A 15,881-nucleotide genomic window follows, 5' to 3' on the forward strand; every position below is an offset into this window, starting at 1 on the left:
CCGCTTGAATGGATAGAGGAAAGCATGAGCAAGCAGATTCTGATTCTCCCAGGTGATGGCATCGGCCCGGAAATCATGGCCGAAGCGGTCAAGGTGCTGGAGCTGGCCAACGACAAGTTCCAGCTCGGCTTCAGCCTCGCCCACGACGTCATCGGTGGCGCTGCCATCGACAAGCACGGCGTGCCGCTGGCCGACGAAACCCTGGAGCGTGCGCGCCAGGCCGACGCCGTGCTGCTGGGCGCCGTGGGCGGCCCGAAATGGGACAAGATCGAGCGCGACATCCGCCCCGAGCGCGGCCTGCTGAAGATCCGTTCGCAACTGGGCCTGTTCGCCAACCTGCGCCCGGCCATCCTCTACCCGCAGTTGGCCGATGCCTCGTCGCTCAAGCCGGAAATCGTCTCGGGCCTGGACATCCTCATCGTCCGCGAACTGACCGGCGGCATCTACTTCGGTGCCCCGCGCGGCCAGCGCGAACTTGAGGGCGGTGAGCGCCAGGCCTACGACACCCTGCCGTACAGCGAAAGCGAAGTGCGCCGCATTGCCCGTGTCGGTTTCGACATGGCCCGCGTGCGCGGCAAGAAGCTGTGCTCGGTAGACAAGGCCAACGTCCTGGCCTCCAGCCAGCTGTGGCGTGAAGTGGTCGAAGACGTGGCCAAGGACTACCCGGACGTGGAGCTGAGCCACATGTACGTCGACAACGCGGCCATGCAGCTGGTGCGTGCGCCCAAGCAGTTCGACGTGATGGTCACCGACAACATGTTCGGCGACATCCTGTCGGATGAAGCTTCCATGCTCACCGGTTCCATCGGCATGCTGCCTTCGGCGTCGCTGGATGCCGACAACAAGGGTATGTACGAGCCATGCCACGGTTCGGCGCCGGACATCGCAGGGCAGGGCATAGCCAACCCGCTGGCGACCATTCTTTCGGTGTCGATGATGCTGCGCTACAGCTTCAACCAGCAGGCCGCCGCCGAGGCGATCGAGAAGGCCGTGAGCCTGGTGCTGGACCAGGGGCTGCGCACCGGTGACATCTTCTCTGAAGGTTGCCGCAAGGTAGGTACGCAGGAAATGGGCGACGCAGTAGTCGCAGCGCTGCGGAATCTGTAATCTCTCTGGCCCGCCACCAAAAACTCCCGGTGGCGGCCCACTTTTAGCAAAGGTGTAGTTGCGATGAAACGTGTAGGTCTGATCGGTTGGCGTGGAATGGTCGGTTCCGTGCTCATGCAGCGGATGCTCGAAGAGCAGGACTTCGACCTGATCGAGCCAGTGTTCTTCACCACCTCCAATGTAGGTGGCCAGGGTCCGAACGTGGGTAAGGATACTGCCCCGCTCAAGGACGCCTACAACATTGAAGAGCTCAAGACCCTCGACGTCATCCTGACCTGCCAGGGCGGCGATTACACCAACGAAGTCTTCCCCAAGCTGCGCGAAGCCGGCTGGCAGGGCTACTGGATCGACGCGGCCTCGTCCCTGCGCATGCAGGACGATGCGGTGATCATCCTCGATCCGGTCAACCGCAAGGTCATCGACCAGCAGCTGGACGCGGGCACCAAGAACTACATCGGCGGCAACTGCACCGTCAGCCTGATGCTGATGGGCCTGGGTGGCCTGTTCGAAGCGGGCCTGGTGGAGTGGATGAGCGCCATGACCTACCAGGCCGCCTCCGGTGCTGGTGCGCAGAACATGCGTGAGCTGATCAAGCAGATGGGCGCCACCCATGCAGCGGTCGCCGATGACCTGGCCAACCCGGCCAGTGCCATCCTCGACATCGACCGCAAGGTTGCCGAGGCCATGCGCAGCGAAGCCTTCCCCACCGAGAACTTCGGCGTGCCGCTGGCCGGCAGCCTGATCCCGTGGATCGACAAGGAACTGCCGAACGGGCAGAGCCGTGAAGAGTGGAAGGCCCAGGCCGAGACCAACAAGATTCTTGGCCGCTTCAAGAGCCCGATCCCGGTGGACGGTATCTGCGTGCGCATCGGTGCCATGCGTTGCCACAGCCAGGCGCTGACCATCAAGCTGAACAAGGACGTGCCGCTGGCCGATATCGAAGGCATGATCAGCCAGCACAACCCTTGGGTGAAGCTGGTGCCGAACCAGCGTGAGATCAGCATGCAGGAGCTGAGCCCTACCAAGGTGACTGGCACCCTGAACATCCCGGTTGGGCGTTTGCGCAAGCTGAACATGGGGTCGCAGTACCTGGGGGCCTTCACTGTGGGCGACCAGCTGCTGTGGGGCGCGGCCGAGCCGCTGCGTCGCATGCTGCGGATTCTGCTGGAGCGTTGATCGCTTTGGTTTGAGTGTTTGCTGTTGAAGAAACCCGTGCCATGGTGAGTGGTGCGGGTTTTTTTATTGGGGCTGGTGTTGAGTTGAGTTGAGTTGAGTTGAGTTTGGTTTGTTTTGGAAGTTGTATGCGCATTCATTATTTTTATTGACGCTTATTCACCTTTCCGCCCTTACGGCGGCTCACTTTTTGAGGGATCAAAAAGTAAGCAAAAAATCCTCGCTGGTATGACTCACCCACATAGGTGACAAATCAGTTCACGCACATAGGTAACAGTTTTTAACTGGCATGGTCGGTTTTTCGAGGGTCTGACCATGCCTTGGCGAGAGCTGAAACCTATGGACATGAAATTGCTTTTCATCGCGGACTATCTCCATGGGGCGCCTAGCTTCAGCGCCCTTTGCGAGGCCTACGAGATCAGTCGAAAGACCGGTTACAAATGGGTAGAGCGTTACGAGAACGATGGTCCGCCAGGCTTGGAGGAACGCAGCCGTCGTCGGCTGACGCAAGATTGGGTTGTGCCCGTCGCCGTTCGTGAGGCCATCATCGAATTGCGTGGTCAGGGCCAGACGGAGCCTGGCCCCAAGAAAATCCAGGCAGCTTTACAGGAGCGTTTTCCTGACGAGGCGCCCCCTTCCAAGACAACGATCTACAACATCCTCAAGAAGGCCGAGCTGATCAAGCCGCGACGCCTGCGCCAGCGTGTGGCGGTCTATCCCAAGCCGCTGGAAAAAGCGGAGTCGCCCAATCAGCTATTCAGTGCGGACTACAAAGGCCAGTTTCTGACAGGCGCTGGGGTCTGGTGCTATCCGTTGACGATCATGGATCACGCCAGTCGTTTCTTGCTTGCGTGCCACAGTATGGCCAACACGAACTTCCTGGAGACACAGGCTGTGTTCACTGAGGTCTTTCGCGAGAACGGGCTACCTGAACGTATCCGAACCGATAACGGCGTGCCGTTTGCCAGCAAAGGGCGTGCGGGGCTCTCCCAGCTGTCCATTTGGTGGCTGCGCCTGGGCATTATTCCTGAACGTATTGCGCCTGGCAGACCGGAGCAAAATGGTCGGCACGAGCGTATGCACCGAACACTCAAAAGTACGCTTCCGTCACCTCCCGCAGTGGCTTGGGAGGCTCAACAACGGCACTTCGACCGCTTCCGGCAGCACTACAATTACGAGCGGCTCCACGAAGCACTGAAGCAGAAAACACCAGCGTCCTGCTATCAGCCTTCGCCACGCCCGTTCCCGGAAAAACTACCTGAAATGACTTACCCCAGTCATATCGAGAGTCTGCCAGCTGATCGAAGTGGCATCGTCAACCGTCGGGGTTTGAGGATCTACGTAGGTTACGTGCTCAAGCATCAGACCATTGGGCTGGAGCAGGTCGGGGATGGGGTGTGGGATGTTATTTTCGGCCCAATCATTCTCGGCAGGATCGATGAGCGAGATGCCGATGATGGTTATGTAACACTTCAGGTGTTGTCACCTATGTGAGTGAACTTTTGTGTAACCCATGTGGGTGGCCCGTACACGCTCCATTCATCCGGCCCCTGCGCTTCGCTCCGGGGTACCCTCACTCCGGGCTTGCTCCGGGGGTACGCGCCGACGGGCCGTCCCTGGCCCGATCGGCGCTCGACCGGCATCCATGCCGGTCGCCCCCCTGCGCAATCCCTGCGTTCGGCCTCCTGAAGTCGCGAAGTTAGGGGCGGCGCCTGCACTGGCGCAGCTAACCGCTAGTTGCCACCGTGGGAACTCAGGATTTGATCGCGGGGCAAGCCCGCTCCCACGCCGGCCGCATATTTACTGTGGGAGCGGGCTTGCCCCGCGATGGCGTCAGAACAATCAACACATCAATAACAATCAAACCAACATCCCAGCTCTTGATCTGGCTCTTGATCTGGCTCTTGATCTGGCTCTTGATCTGGCTCTTGATCTGGCTCTTGATCTGGCTCTTGATCTGGCTCTTGATCTGGCTCTTGATCTTGCTTCTAAGCGCGCGGAAGTTCAGGCGACACAAATCGCGACTTCAGGAGGCCGAGCGTAGGGATTGCGTAGGAGGGCGACCGGCATGGATGCCGGTCGAGCGCCGATCGGGCCAGGGACGGCCCGTCGGCGCGTACCTCCGGAGCAAGCCCGGAGCGAGGGAACCCCCGAAGCGCAGCGTAGGGGGCCGGATGATGGGAGCAGGGATTTTTTGGTGACTTTTTGATCCTTCAAAAAGTTACCCGCCGTAAGGGCGGAAAGGTGAATAAAAGCCGCTATCGTCAATGAATGCGCGTATATCCCCAAAAGCAATCACCATAAGCCCCAACCCGAACCCGAACCCGAACCCGAACCCGAACCCGAACCCGAACCCGAACCCGAACCGCGCATCGTCAATGAATGCGCATATATCTCCAAAAGCAATCACCATAAGCCCCGAACCCGAACCCGAACCCGAACCCTACCCCCAACCCCACATTCCAAGTAAAGTGCCGCTCCCCGCCGTACCCCAGCACCCAGAAGGACCCACCCCATGACGACCAAGCTAGACATCGCCGTAGTAGGCGCCACCGGCACCGTAGGCGAAACCCTGGTGCAGATCCTCGAAGAACTGGCCTTCCCGGTAGCCACCCTGCATCTGCTGGCCAGCATGGAATCGGCGGGCAGCAGCGTCATGTTCGCCAGCAAGAAGCTCAAGGTCCGCGAAGTCGACAGCTTCGACTTCAGCCAGGTCAAGCTGGCGTTCTTCGCCACCACCCCGGCCGTCAGCCGCAGCTTCGCAGCCAAGGCGCACAAGGCCGGCTGCGCGGTGATCGACCTGTCCGGCGCACTGCACGACGCAGTGGCCGTGGTGCCCGAGGCCAACCCTGAGCGCCTGGGTCAATTGCCGCAGCCAGCCCTGATCACCAGCCCCAGCGCCGGCGCTGTGGCCCTGGCAGTGGCACTGGCCCCGCTCAAGGGCCTGGTGGATATCGAGCGCATCCAGGTCAACGCCTGCCTGGCCGTCTCGGCCCAGGGCCGTGAAGCGGTCAGTGAGCTCGCGCGCCAGACCGCCGAGCTGCTCAACGCCCGCCCGCTGGAGCCGCGGTTCTTCGACCGGCAAATGGCCTTCAACCTGCTGGCCCAGGTCGGTGCGCCCGATGAGCAAGGCCACACGGCCGTTGAGCGGCGCCTGGTCGGCGAACTGCGCCAACTGCTGGGCATGCCGGCACTGAAGATTTCCGTGACCTGCATTCAAGTCCCGGTGTTTTTCGGCGATAGCTTCAGTGTGGCGTTGCAGAGCCGTCGCGCGGTCGACCTCGACGCGGTCAACCGGGCGCTGGACAGCGCCGACAGCATCGAACGGGTCGAAGCGGATGATTATCCGACCCCGGTAGGTGACGCAGTAGGCCAGGACGTGGTCTATGTTGGTCGTGTACGGCATGGCATTGATGAAGATGAACAGCTCAATCTGTGGCTGACCACCGACAATGTGCGCAAGGGAGCGGCGCTCAACGCCGTGCAAGTGGCGCAATTGTTGATAAAACACATGGCGTAAAAGATACTGGCCAGCAATTTTGTCCTACACCGCGACAGGGTTTTTGGGACGGTTCATACAAGGGAAGAGTTCATGCTGCGAATTCGCAAACTGGTTCTGGCCATCGCGGCCGCCTCGGCGTTGTCGTCGGGTGTCGCGAACGCACTGGGGTTGGGGGAGCTGACCTTGAAGTCGGCGCAGAACCAGCCGCTGGATGCCGAGATCGAATTGCTGGACGTGCGCGACCTCACCGCCACCGAAATGGCCCCCAGCCTGGCCTCGCCAGAAGACTTCGCCAAGGCGGGCGTGCCGCTTGCGACCTACCTCGAAGACCTGACCTTCACCCCGGTAATCAACCCCAATGGCCGCAGCGTGCTGCGCGTCACCTCCAGCAAGCCGTTGCCGGAGCCGGTGGTCAAGTTCCTGGTGCAGGTGATGTGGCCGCAAGGCCGCCTGCTGCGTGACTACAACGTGCTGCTCGACCAGGCCCAGGCCCAGGGCGAGCAGCCTGCCAAAGCCAACATCACCCCTGCGGTGAGCGCCGGCAGCTACACCACCAAGCGCCGTGACACCCTGTGGCAGATCGCCGCGCGTAACACCCATGGCGGCACGGTGCAGCAGACCATGCTGGCGATCCAGGCGCTGAACCCGGATGCCTTCATCGGCAACAACATCAACCAGCTCAAGATCGGCCAGGTGCTGCGTCTGCCCGACCAGCAGCAGGTGCAAAGCATCCCCCGCCCCGAAGCCAACCGCGAAGTGGCCGAGCAGTACGCCGCCTGGCGTGAAGGCCGCCGTCTCGGCCCGCGTGCCCGCCAGCTCGATGCCACCCGCCGTGGCGAGGCCGGTGCGGCGCCGTCGCGCATCAACCAGGGCGACAACCTGCGCCTGGTGTCGCCCGGTGGCAAGGCCGGCGCAGGCGAAGCCAAGGCGCTCAACGACAAGCTGGCGGTGGCCCAGGAAAGCCTGGACACCAGCCGGCGTGACAACGACGAACTCAAGAGCCGCATGACCGACCTGCAGAGCCAGCTGGACAAGCTGCAGCGTCTGATCGAGCTGAAAAATGACCAGTTGGCGCGCCTCGAGGCCCAGGCTTCGGCGACCGCGGCACCGGCCGCGCCCGCCGCGCTGCCGGGTGAACCGGCCCCGGCTGCCCCGGCGCAACCTGTAGTCAATGCTCAGCTGACCCCTGCCGAGCCTGTGGTCGCGCCTGCGCCTGCGGCCACCGATACCGCCCCGGTTGAAGCCGAGGCGCCGGCCAGCGAAGAGCAGGGTGTGCTCGACCAACTGCTGGGCAACCCGCTGCTGCTGGGCCTGGTCGCAGGTTCCGCGTTCCTGGTGCTGTTGCTCCTGCTGTTGCTGCTGGCACGCAAGCGCAAGGCCCAGCAGGAAGCCGAGAAGCACGTGCGCATGGCCCGCGCCCTGGCCGAGGAGGGCGAGCGTGCCCCGGACCTGGAGCTGCCAGCAGACAGCTTTGACGGCCTGGACATGTCGGCCCCCAGCGTGACCCTGTCGCCAGCCGTGGTGGCCGCGTCTGCCGCTGCCGCCACTGCCGCAGAAAAGCCGGTGCAACCGGCCGTCGTCGAAGCCCCTGTCGCCGACCCGCGTGCCGCGTTGCTGGCCGAGGTGGACGAAAGTATCGCCCGCGGTCGCCTCAACCACGCCGCCGACCTGCTGGAGGCTGCTGTGGCCTCCGACCCGCAGCGCAGCGACCTGCGCCTGAAGCTGATGGAAGTCTACGCCCGCCAGGGCGACCAGGACGCCTTTGCCGTCCAGGAGCGCAAGCTGGCGCCTAACCAGGCGAATCAGGCCGAAGTGGCATCGCTCAAGGAGCGCTTCCCCGCCATGCTCGGCGCAGCTGCCGTGGTGGCCAGTGCCGCAGCCCTGGCTTCGGGCCTGGACGAGCAGTACGTTCAGGAGTTGCTTCAGGAGCCGCAAGCGGCCGAAGCCGAGCCTGAGCCTCAAGTGCAGCCCGAGCCGGAGCCGGTTGCAGCTCTGGAGCCTGAGCCTGAACCGGCGCCAGCCATCGATGAGGATGACCTGGACAGCGCCTTCGACCTGAGCCTGGGCGACGACCTGCCGGTGGACGACCCGCTCGACCTGCCGGTGCTGGATGAAACGGCAGGCCTGGAAGCGCTGGCCGAACCCCAGGCGGCCCCCGCAGCCGCCGAAACTGACGCTGACGACGACTTCGAAGCCTTGCTCGCCCAGGCCCAGGCTGCCGAGCCTGCACCTGAGCTGTCGGCTGACGACCTGGCTGACTTCGACCTGGACGTTGGCGACACCACGCCTGTTGCCAGTGGCGAAGAAGCTCCGGTGGATGTCGCCGCCGAGCTGGCAGCGTTCGAGGCCATGCCGGAGTTCGACCCGATCTCCGAACTGGAGCTGCCGGAAGACTTCGACCTGTCGCTGTCGTTGGATGACGATTCGCCGGCGGCCAAGAACTTCGCCTCCGAATTGGATGACGTCAACGCCGAGCTGGACAAGCTGTCGCAGAACCTCGAATCCCCATCGCTGGAGCCGCAGTTCACCGCCGAAGACGCGGCGCTGGAGCCCGAGCCGCTGGACGACCTGGACTTCGACTTCTTCTCCGGCACCGACGAGGTGGCCACCAAGCTCGACCTGGCCCGCGCCTACATCGACATGGGCGACCACCAGGGTGCCCGCGACATCCTCGACGAAGTGGTCAAGGACGGCGACGACAGCCAGCGCCAGGAAGCCAGCGACATGCTCTCGCGCCTGGTCTGACCCAGGCCAGGCAATCGCGGGGCAAGCCCGCCCCCACAGGTGCAGTGCAGGCGCAAAGCCAGGCGCTGAACCCGTGGGAGCAACTGTCTTGCTGAAGGTCTTGAAGCGGGCGTAAGTCCTGTGGGAAGCGGCCTTGTGTCGCGATGGGCTGCGCAGCAGCCCCGACGAAAATGCATGATGCCGAGATCCTGGGGCCGCTGCGCACCCCATCGCGGCACAAGGCCGCTCCTACAGAGATTGCGTAGGCCATTGCATTGTGATGGCAGGCCCGGCCTCATCGCCGGCAAGCCGGCTCCTGCAGGTACGGCACTAGCCTGATGCTTATGCCATCCCCGCGATCATTTCGGCCCCTGTGTGGATTGTCGGTATACTGCCCGCCTTCCGTTACATGATCAGGTTCTCCGCTCTTGGACATCATCGAAACCGCCGCCGCCGAATCGGCTGCCGAAGGCTACTCCCGCATCGCCCTGGGCGTGGAATACAAAGGCTCGCGCTACCGCGGCTGGCAGCGCCAGAGCAGTGGCGTGCCGAGTGTCCAGCAGGCGCTGGAAGAGGCGCTGTCGAAGGTGGCCAACGAGCCGATCAGCGTGCTGTGCGCCGGGCGCACCGACGCCGGCGTGCATGGCAGTGGGCAGATCGTGCACTTCGACACCCGCGCCGTGCGCGACGAGCGCGCCTGGACCTTGGGCAGCAACCAGAACCTGCCCCACGACATCAGCGTGGTCTGGTCGCGGCCGATGCCGGCGCATTTCCATGCCCGCTTCAAGGCCACTGCGCGGCGCTACCGCTACGTTATCTACAACGACCCGATTCGCCCGGCCCACCTGGCCGAGGAAGTCACCTGGAACCACCGCCCGCTGAATGTCGAAAGCATGGCCCTGGCTGCCCAGTACCTGCTCGGTACCCACGACTTCAGTGCCTTCCGCGCCAGCCAGTGCCAGGCCAAGTCGCCGGTCAAGCACATCCACCACCTGCGGGTCACCCGCCATGGCCAGATGATCGTGCTCGACATACGCGCCACAGCTTTTCTGCACCACATGGTGCGCAACATCGCTGGCGTGCTGATGACCATCGGTGCCGGTGAGCGCCCGGTGGAGTGGGCGCGGGAGGTACTGGAAGGGCGCAACCGCCGTGAAGGCGGGGTGACTGCCCACCCGTACGGGCTGTACCTGGTGCAGGTGGAATACCCGGAGCAATACCAACTGCCGCAGCGTTACATCGGCCCACACTTCCTCACCGGCTTCGAGGCCCTGGGCGACTGACGGGGCGCGGGGCATTTGCTAACATCCGCCGTTCACCGATCACCCAGGGTTCGCTTTCCATGAGCAACGTTCGCAGCAAGATCTGCGGGATCACCCGCATCGAAGACGCCCTGGCGGCAGCCGAAGCCGGCGCCGATGCCATCGGTTTCGTCTTCTATGCCAAGAGCCCGCGCGCGGTGGACGTGCGCCAGGCGCGGGCGATCATTGCCGAGCTGCCGCCGTTCGTGACCAGCGTGGGGTTGTTCGTCAACGCCTCGCGCTGCGAGCTCAACGAGATCCTCGAAGTGGTTCCGCTGGACCTGCTACAGTTCCACGGCGATGAAACCCCGGCCGACTGCGAAGGCTTTCACCGGCCCTGGATCAAGGCCTTGCGGGTGCGCCCGGGCGATGACCTCGAGGCGGCCTGTCGTGAGTACGCAGGTGCACGGGGCATTTTGCTGGACACCTTCGTGCCGGGCGTGCCCGGCGGCACTGGTGAGGCCTTCGACTGGTCGCTGGTGCCGGCCAAACTCAGCAAGCCGATCATCCTTGCCGGCGGCCTGTCGGCCGGCAATGTCGCCCAGGCCATCCGCCAGGTGCGCCCGTTTGCGGTGGATGTCAGCGGTGGGGTAGAGCAGGCCAAGGGCATCAAGGATGCCGCGAAGATCGAGGCTTTCATGCAGGCGGTCAGGCAGGCGTAAGCGTGGATGTGACGGCTGGCCGCGCGCCATCGTCCATAGGTTTCGCAACGCGATACCGGCAGGCAGCGCCTGCGTTGGGTATCGACGTACATATTGGAGGTGGGGCGGCACGTGGCAGTGCCATGGCCGGCCCATCGTCGTTTTAAGCAGAATTTGAGCTCAAGGGCAGGTGTGGTGGCTAAAGGCTCCCTCTGCCGATACTGGAGAAAGCAAGCATGAGCAACTGGTTGGTAGACAAACTGATTCCATCGATCATGCGTTCCGAGGTGAAGAAGAGCTCGGTCCCTGAAGGCCTGTGGCACAAGTGCCCGTCCTGCGAGGCCGTGCTGTACCGCCCGGAGCTGGAAAAGACCCTCGACGTCTGCCCCAAGTGCAACCACCACATGCGCATCGGCGCACGTGCGCGCATCGACATCTTCCTCGACAAGGACGGCCGCGCCGAGCTGGGCGCGGAGCTGGAGCCGGTCGACCGCCTGAAGTTCCGTGACGGCAAGAAGTACAAGGACCGCCTGACCGCAGCGCAAAAGCAGACCGGCGAAAAAGACGCCCTGATTTCCATGAGCGGCACCCTGATGGGCCTGCCGATCGTGGTCAGCGCCTTCGAATTCTCGTTCATGGGCGGCTCCATGGGTGCCATCGTCGGCGAGCGTTTCGTACGCGCCGCCAACTACGCCCTGGAACACCGCTGCCCGATGGTCTGCTTCTCCGCCTCGGGCGGTGCGCGCATGCAGGAAGCGCTGATCTCGCTGATGCAGATGGCCAAGACTTCGGCTGTGCTGGCGCGCCTGCGCGAAGAAGGCATTCCGTTCATCTCGGTACTGACCGACCCGGTCTACGGCGGCGTTTCCGCCAGCCTGGCGATGCTCGGCGACGTGATCGTCGGTGAGCCAAAGGCCCTGATCGGCTTCGCCGGCCCGCGGGTGATCGAGCAGACCGTACGGGAAAAACTGCCAGAAGGCTTCCAGCGCAGCGAGTTCCTGCTGGAGCACGGCGCCATCGACCTGATCATCTCCCGTGACGAGCTGCGCCCACGCCTGGCGCGCCTGCTGGCGCAGATGACCGGCCAGGCCACCCCGGCCGAGGCCAAAGAGGTCGCTGCGGTCGCCTGATGAACCAGCGCAGCCTGGGCGACTGGCTCGCCTACCTCGAGCAATTGCACCCCTCGGCCATCGACATGGGCCTGGCGCGCTCGCAACAGGTGCTCGAGCGCCTGAGGCTGGGCGTCCTGGCGCCGCAGGTAGTGACCGTTACCGGCACCAACGGCAAGGGCTCCACCTGCGCCTTCGTCGCCTCGCTGCTGCGAGCGCAGGGGCTCAAGGTCGGGGTGTACAGTTCGCCGCACCTGCTGCGCTACAACGAACGGGTGCTGATCGACGGCCACGAGGCCAGCGATGAGCAGCTGTGCGAAGCCTTTGCCGCCATCGAGGCGGCGCGGGGCGATGTTTCGCTCACTTATTTCGAAATGGGCACCCTGGCGGCGTTCTGGCTGTTCAAGCAGTCGGCACTGGACGCCGTGGTGCTTGAGGTCGGCCTGGGTGGCCGGCTGGATGCGGTCAACCTGGTGGATGCCGACGTATCGCTGGTGACCAGTATCGGCGTCGACCACGCCGACTACCTGGGGGATACCCGTGAGTCGGTGGCCTTCGAGAAGGCCGGCATCTTCCGCCAGGGCAAGCCTGCCCTGTGCGGCGACCTGGACCCGCCACAGCCGCTGCTGGACAAGGTTGGCGAACTGGCCTGCCCGTTCTTCCTGCGCGGTCGTGATTTCGACCTGGCGAGTACCGACAGCCACTGGCAGTGGCGCGGCACCGCAGGCGATGGCGCAAGCATAGAGTTGCGCGACCTGCCGCTGCTTGACCTGCCCATGGAAAACGCCGCGCTGGCGCTGCAGGCCTTCCTGCTTTTGGGCCTGCCGTGGAATGAGCAGCAGGTTCGCCAGGCGCTGCTGGATGCCCGCATCACTGGCCGGCTCGACCGCCGCGTGGTGCAGTTCGCCGGCAAGCCGGTCGAGCTGTTGCTGGATGTCGGGCACAACCCGCATGCCGCCGAGTACCTGGCCCGCCGCCTGGCGGCGCGGCCACCCAGGGGGCGCCGCCTGGCGGTGTTCGGCCTGCTCGCCGACAAGGATCTGCAAGGCGTGCTCGCACCCCTGCACGCGCTGGTCGACGACTGGGCCGTGGCCCCCCTGGATACACCGCGCAGCCGCCCGGCTGCCGAGCTGGCCCAGGCCTTGACGAACCTTGGTGCGACAGTGAAGTCTCACCCAGGCGTCGATGCTGCTCTTGATGCGCAGTGCGCCCAGGCCACGGCGGATGACCAGATCCTGCTGTTCGGTTCGTTTTTCTGCGTCGGTGAGGCCCTGGCCTGGCTCGAGCGGCAGGCCCCCATGAATGGAGTAGATGGCAGTGCTGGATAAAGGGATGAAGCAGCGCATGGTCGGTGCGCTGGTGCTGGTGGCGCTGGCGGTGATCTTCCTGCCGATGCTTTTTACCCGCGAGGACGAGATGCGCCAGGTGCGCGTCGAGGCGCCGCAAGCACCAGCCATGCCGAGCCTGCCGCAAGTGCAGGTCGAGCCGGTGCAGGTGCCGGAGCCGCAGCCATTGCCCGAGCAGAACGAGCAGCCGCCGGTGGTGGTGGACGAGTCCACCGCGCCGCCGAGCACGCCCAGCCAGCCCATTACCCCGTCACCCCAGGTTCAGGCCCAGGTGCAGGCTCAGGCGCAGCCCAAGCCGCAGACCCCGGTGCCAACGCCAAAGGTGGCAACACCTGCGCCCGCCTCGGCAACTGCGGTGGCAGCCAAGCCGGCAGCGCCGTCCAAGATCGACCCCAACGGCCTGCCGGTCAGTTGGTCGATCCAGCTGGCCAGCCTGTCCAACCGCGCCGGTGCCGACAACCTGCAGAAAACCCTGCGCAGCCAGGGCTACAACGCTTACATTCGCTCAGCCGATGGCATGAACCGGGTGTACGTGGGCCCGCTGATCGAACGCGCCGAGGCCGAGCGCCTGCGCGATGTGATCAACCGCCAGCAAAACCTCAAGGGCTTCGTGGTGCGCTTCCAGCCCGAACGCGGCTGAGCCTGTCGTCTTGGTGTCACTGGCTGCGCCGGTGGTCCGCTCCTGCAAGGGCTGTGTCACACCTGTAGGCGCCGGCTTGCCGGCGATGGGGCCCGAGCAGGCTGATCCATGCCTAAAAGCTGTCCCCCGAGTCAGCCCGCAGCCCTTCAACCACGTGACATTCCGCTTACCCCAAGCCCGTTGCTCTGTTAAAATGCGCCGCCTCAAACGTTAGCAGGCAGCACCGTGGCATTTACCTGGGTTGATTGGGCGATCATCGCGATCATCGCCGTTTCCTCACTGATCAGTCTCAAGCGCGGCTTCGTCAAGGAAGCCTTGTCTCTGCTCATCTGGATTGTCGCGGGTGCCGTGGCCTGGATGTTCGGCGGCTCGCTGGCACAGTATCTGGAGAGCTACATCCAGACGCCCTCGGCCCGGGTCATTGCTGGCTGCGCCATTCTTTTCGTCGCCACCCTGCTGGTGGGGGCGATGCTCAACTTCCTTATCGGCGAGCTGATCCGCGTTACCGGGCTGTCCGGTACCGATCGTTTCCTCGGCATGGCCTTTGGCGCCGCGCGCGGGGGCTTGCTGGTAGTGGTGGCCGTCGGGCTGCTGAGCCTGGGCCCGGTACAACAGGACCCGTGGTGGCAGGAATCGCGCCTGATACCACAATTTCTATTGGTGGCCGACTGGTCTAAGAACCTCATTCTCGGGTTCACCGGCCAGTGGATGTCCAATGGGGTCAGCGCACCTGCTGACCTTCCGTTCAAGGAACAGCTGCTCGGGCCCATCAAACCCTGAGCGCTTTTCACTCAAGTTTCATCAAAGTAGGGGTTGCGTCGCATGTGTGGCATCGTCGGTATCGTCGGTAAGTCGAACGTCAATCAGGCGCTGTATGACGCGCTTACGGTCCTCCAGCACCGCGGCCAGGACGCTGCCGGTATCGTGACCAGCCATGACGGCCGGTTGTTCCTGCGCAAGGATAACGGCCTGGTGCGCGACGTCTTCCAGCAGCGCCACATGCAGCGCCTGGTCGGCAGCATCGGTATCGGCCACGTGCGCTACCCCACTGCGGGCAGCTCCACCTCGGCCGAGGCCCAGCCGTTCTACGTCAACTCGCCGTATGGCATCACCCTGGCGCACAACGGCAACCTGACCAACGTCGAGCAGTTGGCCAAGGAGATCTACGAGTCCGACCTGCGCCATGTCAACACCAACTCCGACTCCGAAGTGCTGTTGAACGTATTCGCCCATGAGCTGGCGGTGCGTGGCAAGCTGCAGCCCACCGAAGAAGACGTGTTCGCTGCTGTTTCCCACGTGCACAGCCGCTGCGTCGGCGGCTACGCGGTGGTGGCGATGATCACCGGCTACGGCATCGTTGGCTTCCGTGACCCCAACGGCATTCGCCCGGTGGTGTTCGGCCAGCGCCACACCGACGAAGGCGTGGAGTACATGATCGCCTCCGAAAGCGTCGCCCTGGACGTGCTCGGCTTCACCCTGATCCGTGACCTGGCCCCGGGCGAAGCGGTGTACATCACCGAAGAAGGCCAGCTGTTCACCAAGCAGTGCGCCGATGCGCCGAAGCTGCAGCCGTGCATTTTCGAGCACGTCTACCTGGCCCGCCCGGACTCGATCATCGACGGCATCTCGGTGTACAAGGCGCGTCTGCGCATGGGTGAAAAACTCGCTGACAAGATCATGCGCGAGCGCCCCGAGCACGACATCGACGTGGTCATCCCGATCCCCGACACCAGTCGCACCGCCGCCCTGGAACTGGCCAACCGTCTGGGTGTGAAGTTCCGCGAAGGCTTCGTCAAGAACCGCTACATCGGCCGCACCTTCATCATGCCCGGCCAGGCTGCGCGCAAGAAATCGGTGCGCCAGAAGCTCAACGCCATCGAGCTGGAATTCCGCGGCAAGAACGTGATGCTGGTGGACGACTCGATCGTGCGCGGCACCACCTGCAAGCAGATCATCCAGATGGCCCGCGAAGCCGGCGCCAAGAACGTCTACTTCTGCTCCGCAGCCCCTGCGGTGCGCTACCCGAACGTCTACGGCATCGACATGCCGAGTGTCCACGAACTGATCGCCCATAACCGGACCACCGAACAGGTGGGCGAGCTGATCGGCGCCGACTGGCTGGTCTACCAGGACCTGCCGGACCTCATCGACTCGGTCGGTGGCGGCAAGATCAAGATCGATCACTTCGATTGCGCGGTGTTCAACGGTGAGTACGTCACCGGCGACATCGATGCGGCCTACCTGGACCGCATCGAACAGGCCCGTAACGACCTGGCCAAGGTCAAGAACCAGGCTGTCAGCGCGATCATCGACCTGTACAACAACTGATTTGGGAGCC

The 15,881-nt window shown here is 63.9% G+C and carries 13 protein-coding genes; 12 read left to right on the forward strand and 1 reads right to left on the reverse strand.

What is annotated here, in order from left to right; genetic code table 11:
• The first annotated feature begins 24 nt into the window (after positions 1-24).
• The 3 genes from leuB (at position 25) to KSS94_RS07970 (ending at position 3,774) form a co-directional block, all read left to right on the forward strand.
• Positions 25-1,107 (forward strand): 3-isopropylmalate dehydrogenase, encoded by a 1,083-nt coding sequence (gene leuB / locus KSS94_RS07960; RefSeq protein WP_217842459.1) that lies wholly within the window; start codon positions 25-27, stop codon positions 1,105-1,107.
• 63 nt (positions 1,108-1,170) lie between these two features.
• Entirely contained in the window at positions 1,171-2,283 is a 1,113-nt protein-coding gene (asd, locus tag KSS94_RS07965) for an aspartate-semialdehyde dehydrogenase (RefSeq protein ID WP_217842460.1), read from the forward strand.
• 312 nt (positions 2,284-2,595) lie between these two features.
• A complete protein-coding gene (locus tag KSS94_RS07970) occupies positions 2,596-3,774 on the forward strand; it encodes an integrase core domain-containing protein (RefSeq protein ID WP_217838874.1) in 1,179 nt (392 codons plus the stop codon).
• A gap of 259 nt (positions 3,775-4,033) precedes the next feature.
• Here KSS94_RS07970 and KSS94_RS07975 read toward each other — a convergent pair whose 3' ends face one another.
• Positions 4,034-4,297, reverse strand: coding sequence for a hypothetical protein (locus KSS94_RS07975; RefSeq protein WP_217842461.1), 264 nt, complete (start codon positions 4,295-4,297; stop codon positions 4,034-4,036).
• 498 nt (positions 4,298-4,795) lie between these two features.
• Here KSS94_RS07975 and KSS94_RS07980 point away from each other — a divergent pair, with 498 nt between their 5' ends.
• From KSS94_RS07980 to purF, 9 genes are all read left to right on the forward strand, one after another.
• Positions 4,796-5,800, forward strand: coding sequence for an aspartate-semialdehyde dehydrogenase (locus KSS94_RS07980; RefSeq protein ID WP_217842462.1), 1,005 nt, complete (start codon positions 4,796-4,798; stop codon positions 5,798-5,800).
• Between the two features lie 72 nt (positions 5,801-5,872).
• Positions 5,873-8,527, forward strand: coding sequence for a FimV/HubP family polar landmark protein (locus tag KSS94_RS07985; protein ID WP_217842463.1), 2,655 nt, complete (start codon positions 5,873-5,875; stop codon positions 8,525-8,527).
• 407 nt (positions 8,528-8,934) lie between these two features.
• Entirely contained in the window at positions 8,935-9,789 is an 855-nt protein-coding gene (gene truA / locus KSS94_RS07990; RefSeq protein WP_217842464.1) for a tRNA pseudouridine(38-40) synthase TruA, read from the forward strand.
• A 59-nt stretch (positions 9,790-9,848) separates the two neighbouring features.
• Positions 9,849-10,469: a phosphoribosylanthranilate isomerase gene (locus KSS94_RS07995; RefSeq protein WP_217842465.1), complete on the forward strand. Its 621-nt coding sequence runs from the start codon at positions 9,849-9,851 to the stop codon at positions 10,467-10,469.
• Positions 10,470-10,684: 215 nt separating this feature from the next.
• Complete coding sequence (gene accD / locus KSS94_RS08000) at positions 10,685-11,578, forward strand: acetyl-CoA carboxylase, carboxyltransferase subunit beta (protein ID WP_217842466.1); 894 nt, start codon at positions 10,685-10,687, stop codon at positions 11,576-11,578.
• Entirely contained in the window at positions 11,578-12,885 is a 1,308-nt protein-coding gene (gene folC / locus KSS94_RS08005; protein ID WP_217842467.1) for a bifunctional tetrahydrofolate synthase/dihydrofolate synthase, read from the forward strand. The genes accD and folC overlap by 1 nt, the downstream gene beginning before the upstream one ends.
• Positions 12,869-13,543 carry an SPOR domain-containing protein gene (locus KSS94_RS08010; RefSeq protein WP_217842468.1) on the forward strand — a complete coding sequence of 225 codons (675 nt, stop codon included), beginning with the start codon at positions 12,869-12,871 and terminating at the stop codon, positions 13,541-13,543. Before folC ends, KSS94_RS08010 begins: the two co-directional genes overlap by 17 nt.
• Before the next feature lie 225 nt (positions 13,544-13,768).
• Positions 13,769-14,323: a CvpA family protein gene (locus KSS94_RS08015; protein ID WP_217842469.1), complete on the forward strand. Its 555-nt coding sequence runs from the start codon at positions 13,769-13,771 to the stop codon at positions 14,321-14,323.
• Between the two features lie 42 nt (positions 14,324-14,365).
• Positions 14,366-15,871: an amidophosphoribosyltransferase gene (purF, locus tag KSS94_RS08020; RefSeq protein ID WP_217842470.1), complete on the forward strand. Its 1,506-nt coding sequence runs from the start codon at positions 14,366-14,368 to the stop codon at positions 15,869-15,871.
• Positions 15,872-15,881: the final 10 nt, after the last annotated feature.

Source organism: Pseudomonas fakonensis (assembly GCF_019139895.1).
GTDB lineage: Bacteria > Pseudomonadota > Gammaproteobacteria > Pseudomonadales > Pseudomonadaceae > Aquipseudomonas > Aquipseudomonas fakonensis.

Coding starts and splice junctions, on each gene's coding strand:
- leuB (WP_217842459.1), top strand. CDS start 25: ATGAGCAAGCAGATTCTGATTCTCCCAGGTGATGGCATCGGCCCGGAA.
- asd (WP_217842460.1), top strand. CDS start 1,171: ATGAAACGTGTAGGTCTGATCGGTTGGCGTGGAATGGTCGGTTCCGTG.
- KSS94_RS07970 (WP_217838874.1), top strand. CDS start 2,596: ATGCCTTGGCGAGAGCTGAAACCTATGGACATGAAATTGCTTTTCATC.
- KSS94_RS07980 (WP_217842462.1), top strand. CDS start 4,796: ATGACGACCAAGCTAGACATCGCCGTAGTAGGCGCCACCGGCACCGTA.
- KSS94_RS07985 (WP_217842463.1), top strand. CDS start 5,873: ATGCTGCGAATTCGCAAACTGGTTCTGGCCATCGCGGCCGCCTCGGCG.
- KSS94_RS07995 (WP_217842465.1), top strand. CDS start 9,849: ATGAGCAACGTTCGCAGCAAGATCTGCGGGATCACCCGCATCGAAGAC.
- accD (WP_217842466.1), top strand. CDS start 10,685: ATGAGCAACTGGTTGGTAGACAAACTGATTCCATCGATCATGCGTTCC.
- folC (WP_217842467.1), top strand. CDS start 11,578: ATGAACCAGCGCAGCCTGGGCGACTGGCTCGCCTACCTCGAGCAATTG.
- KSS94_RS08010 (WP_217842468.1), top strand. CDS start 12,869: ATGGCAGTGCTGGATAAAGGGATGAAGCAGCGCATGGTCGGTGCGCTG.
- purF (WP_217842470.1), top strand. CDS start 14,366: ATGTGTGGCATCGTCGGTATCGTCGGTAAGTCGAACGTCAATCAGGCG.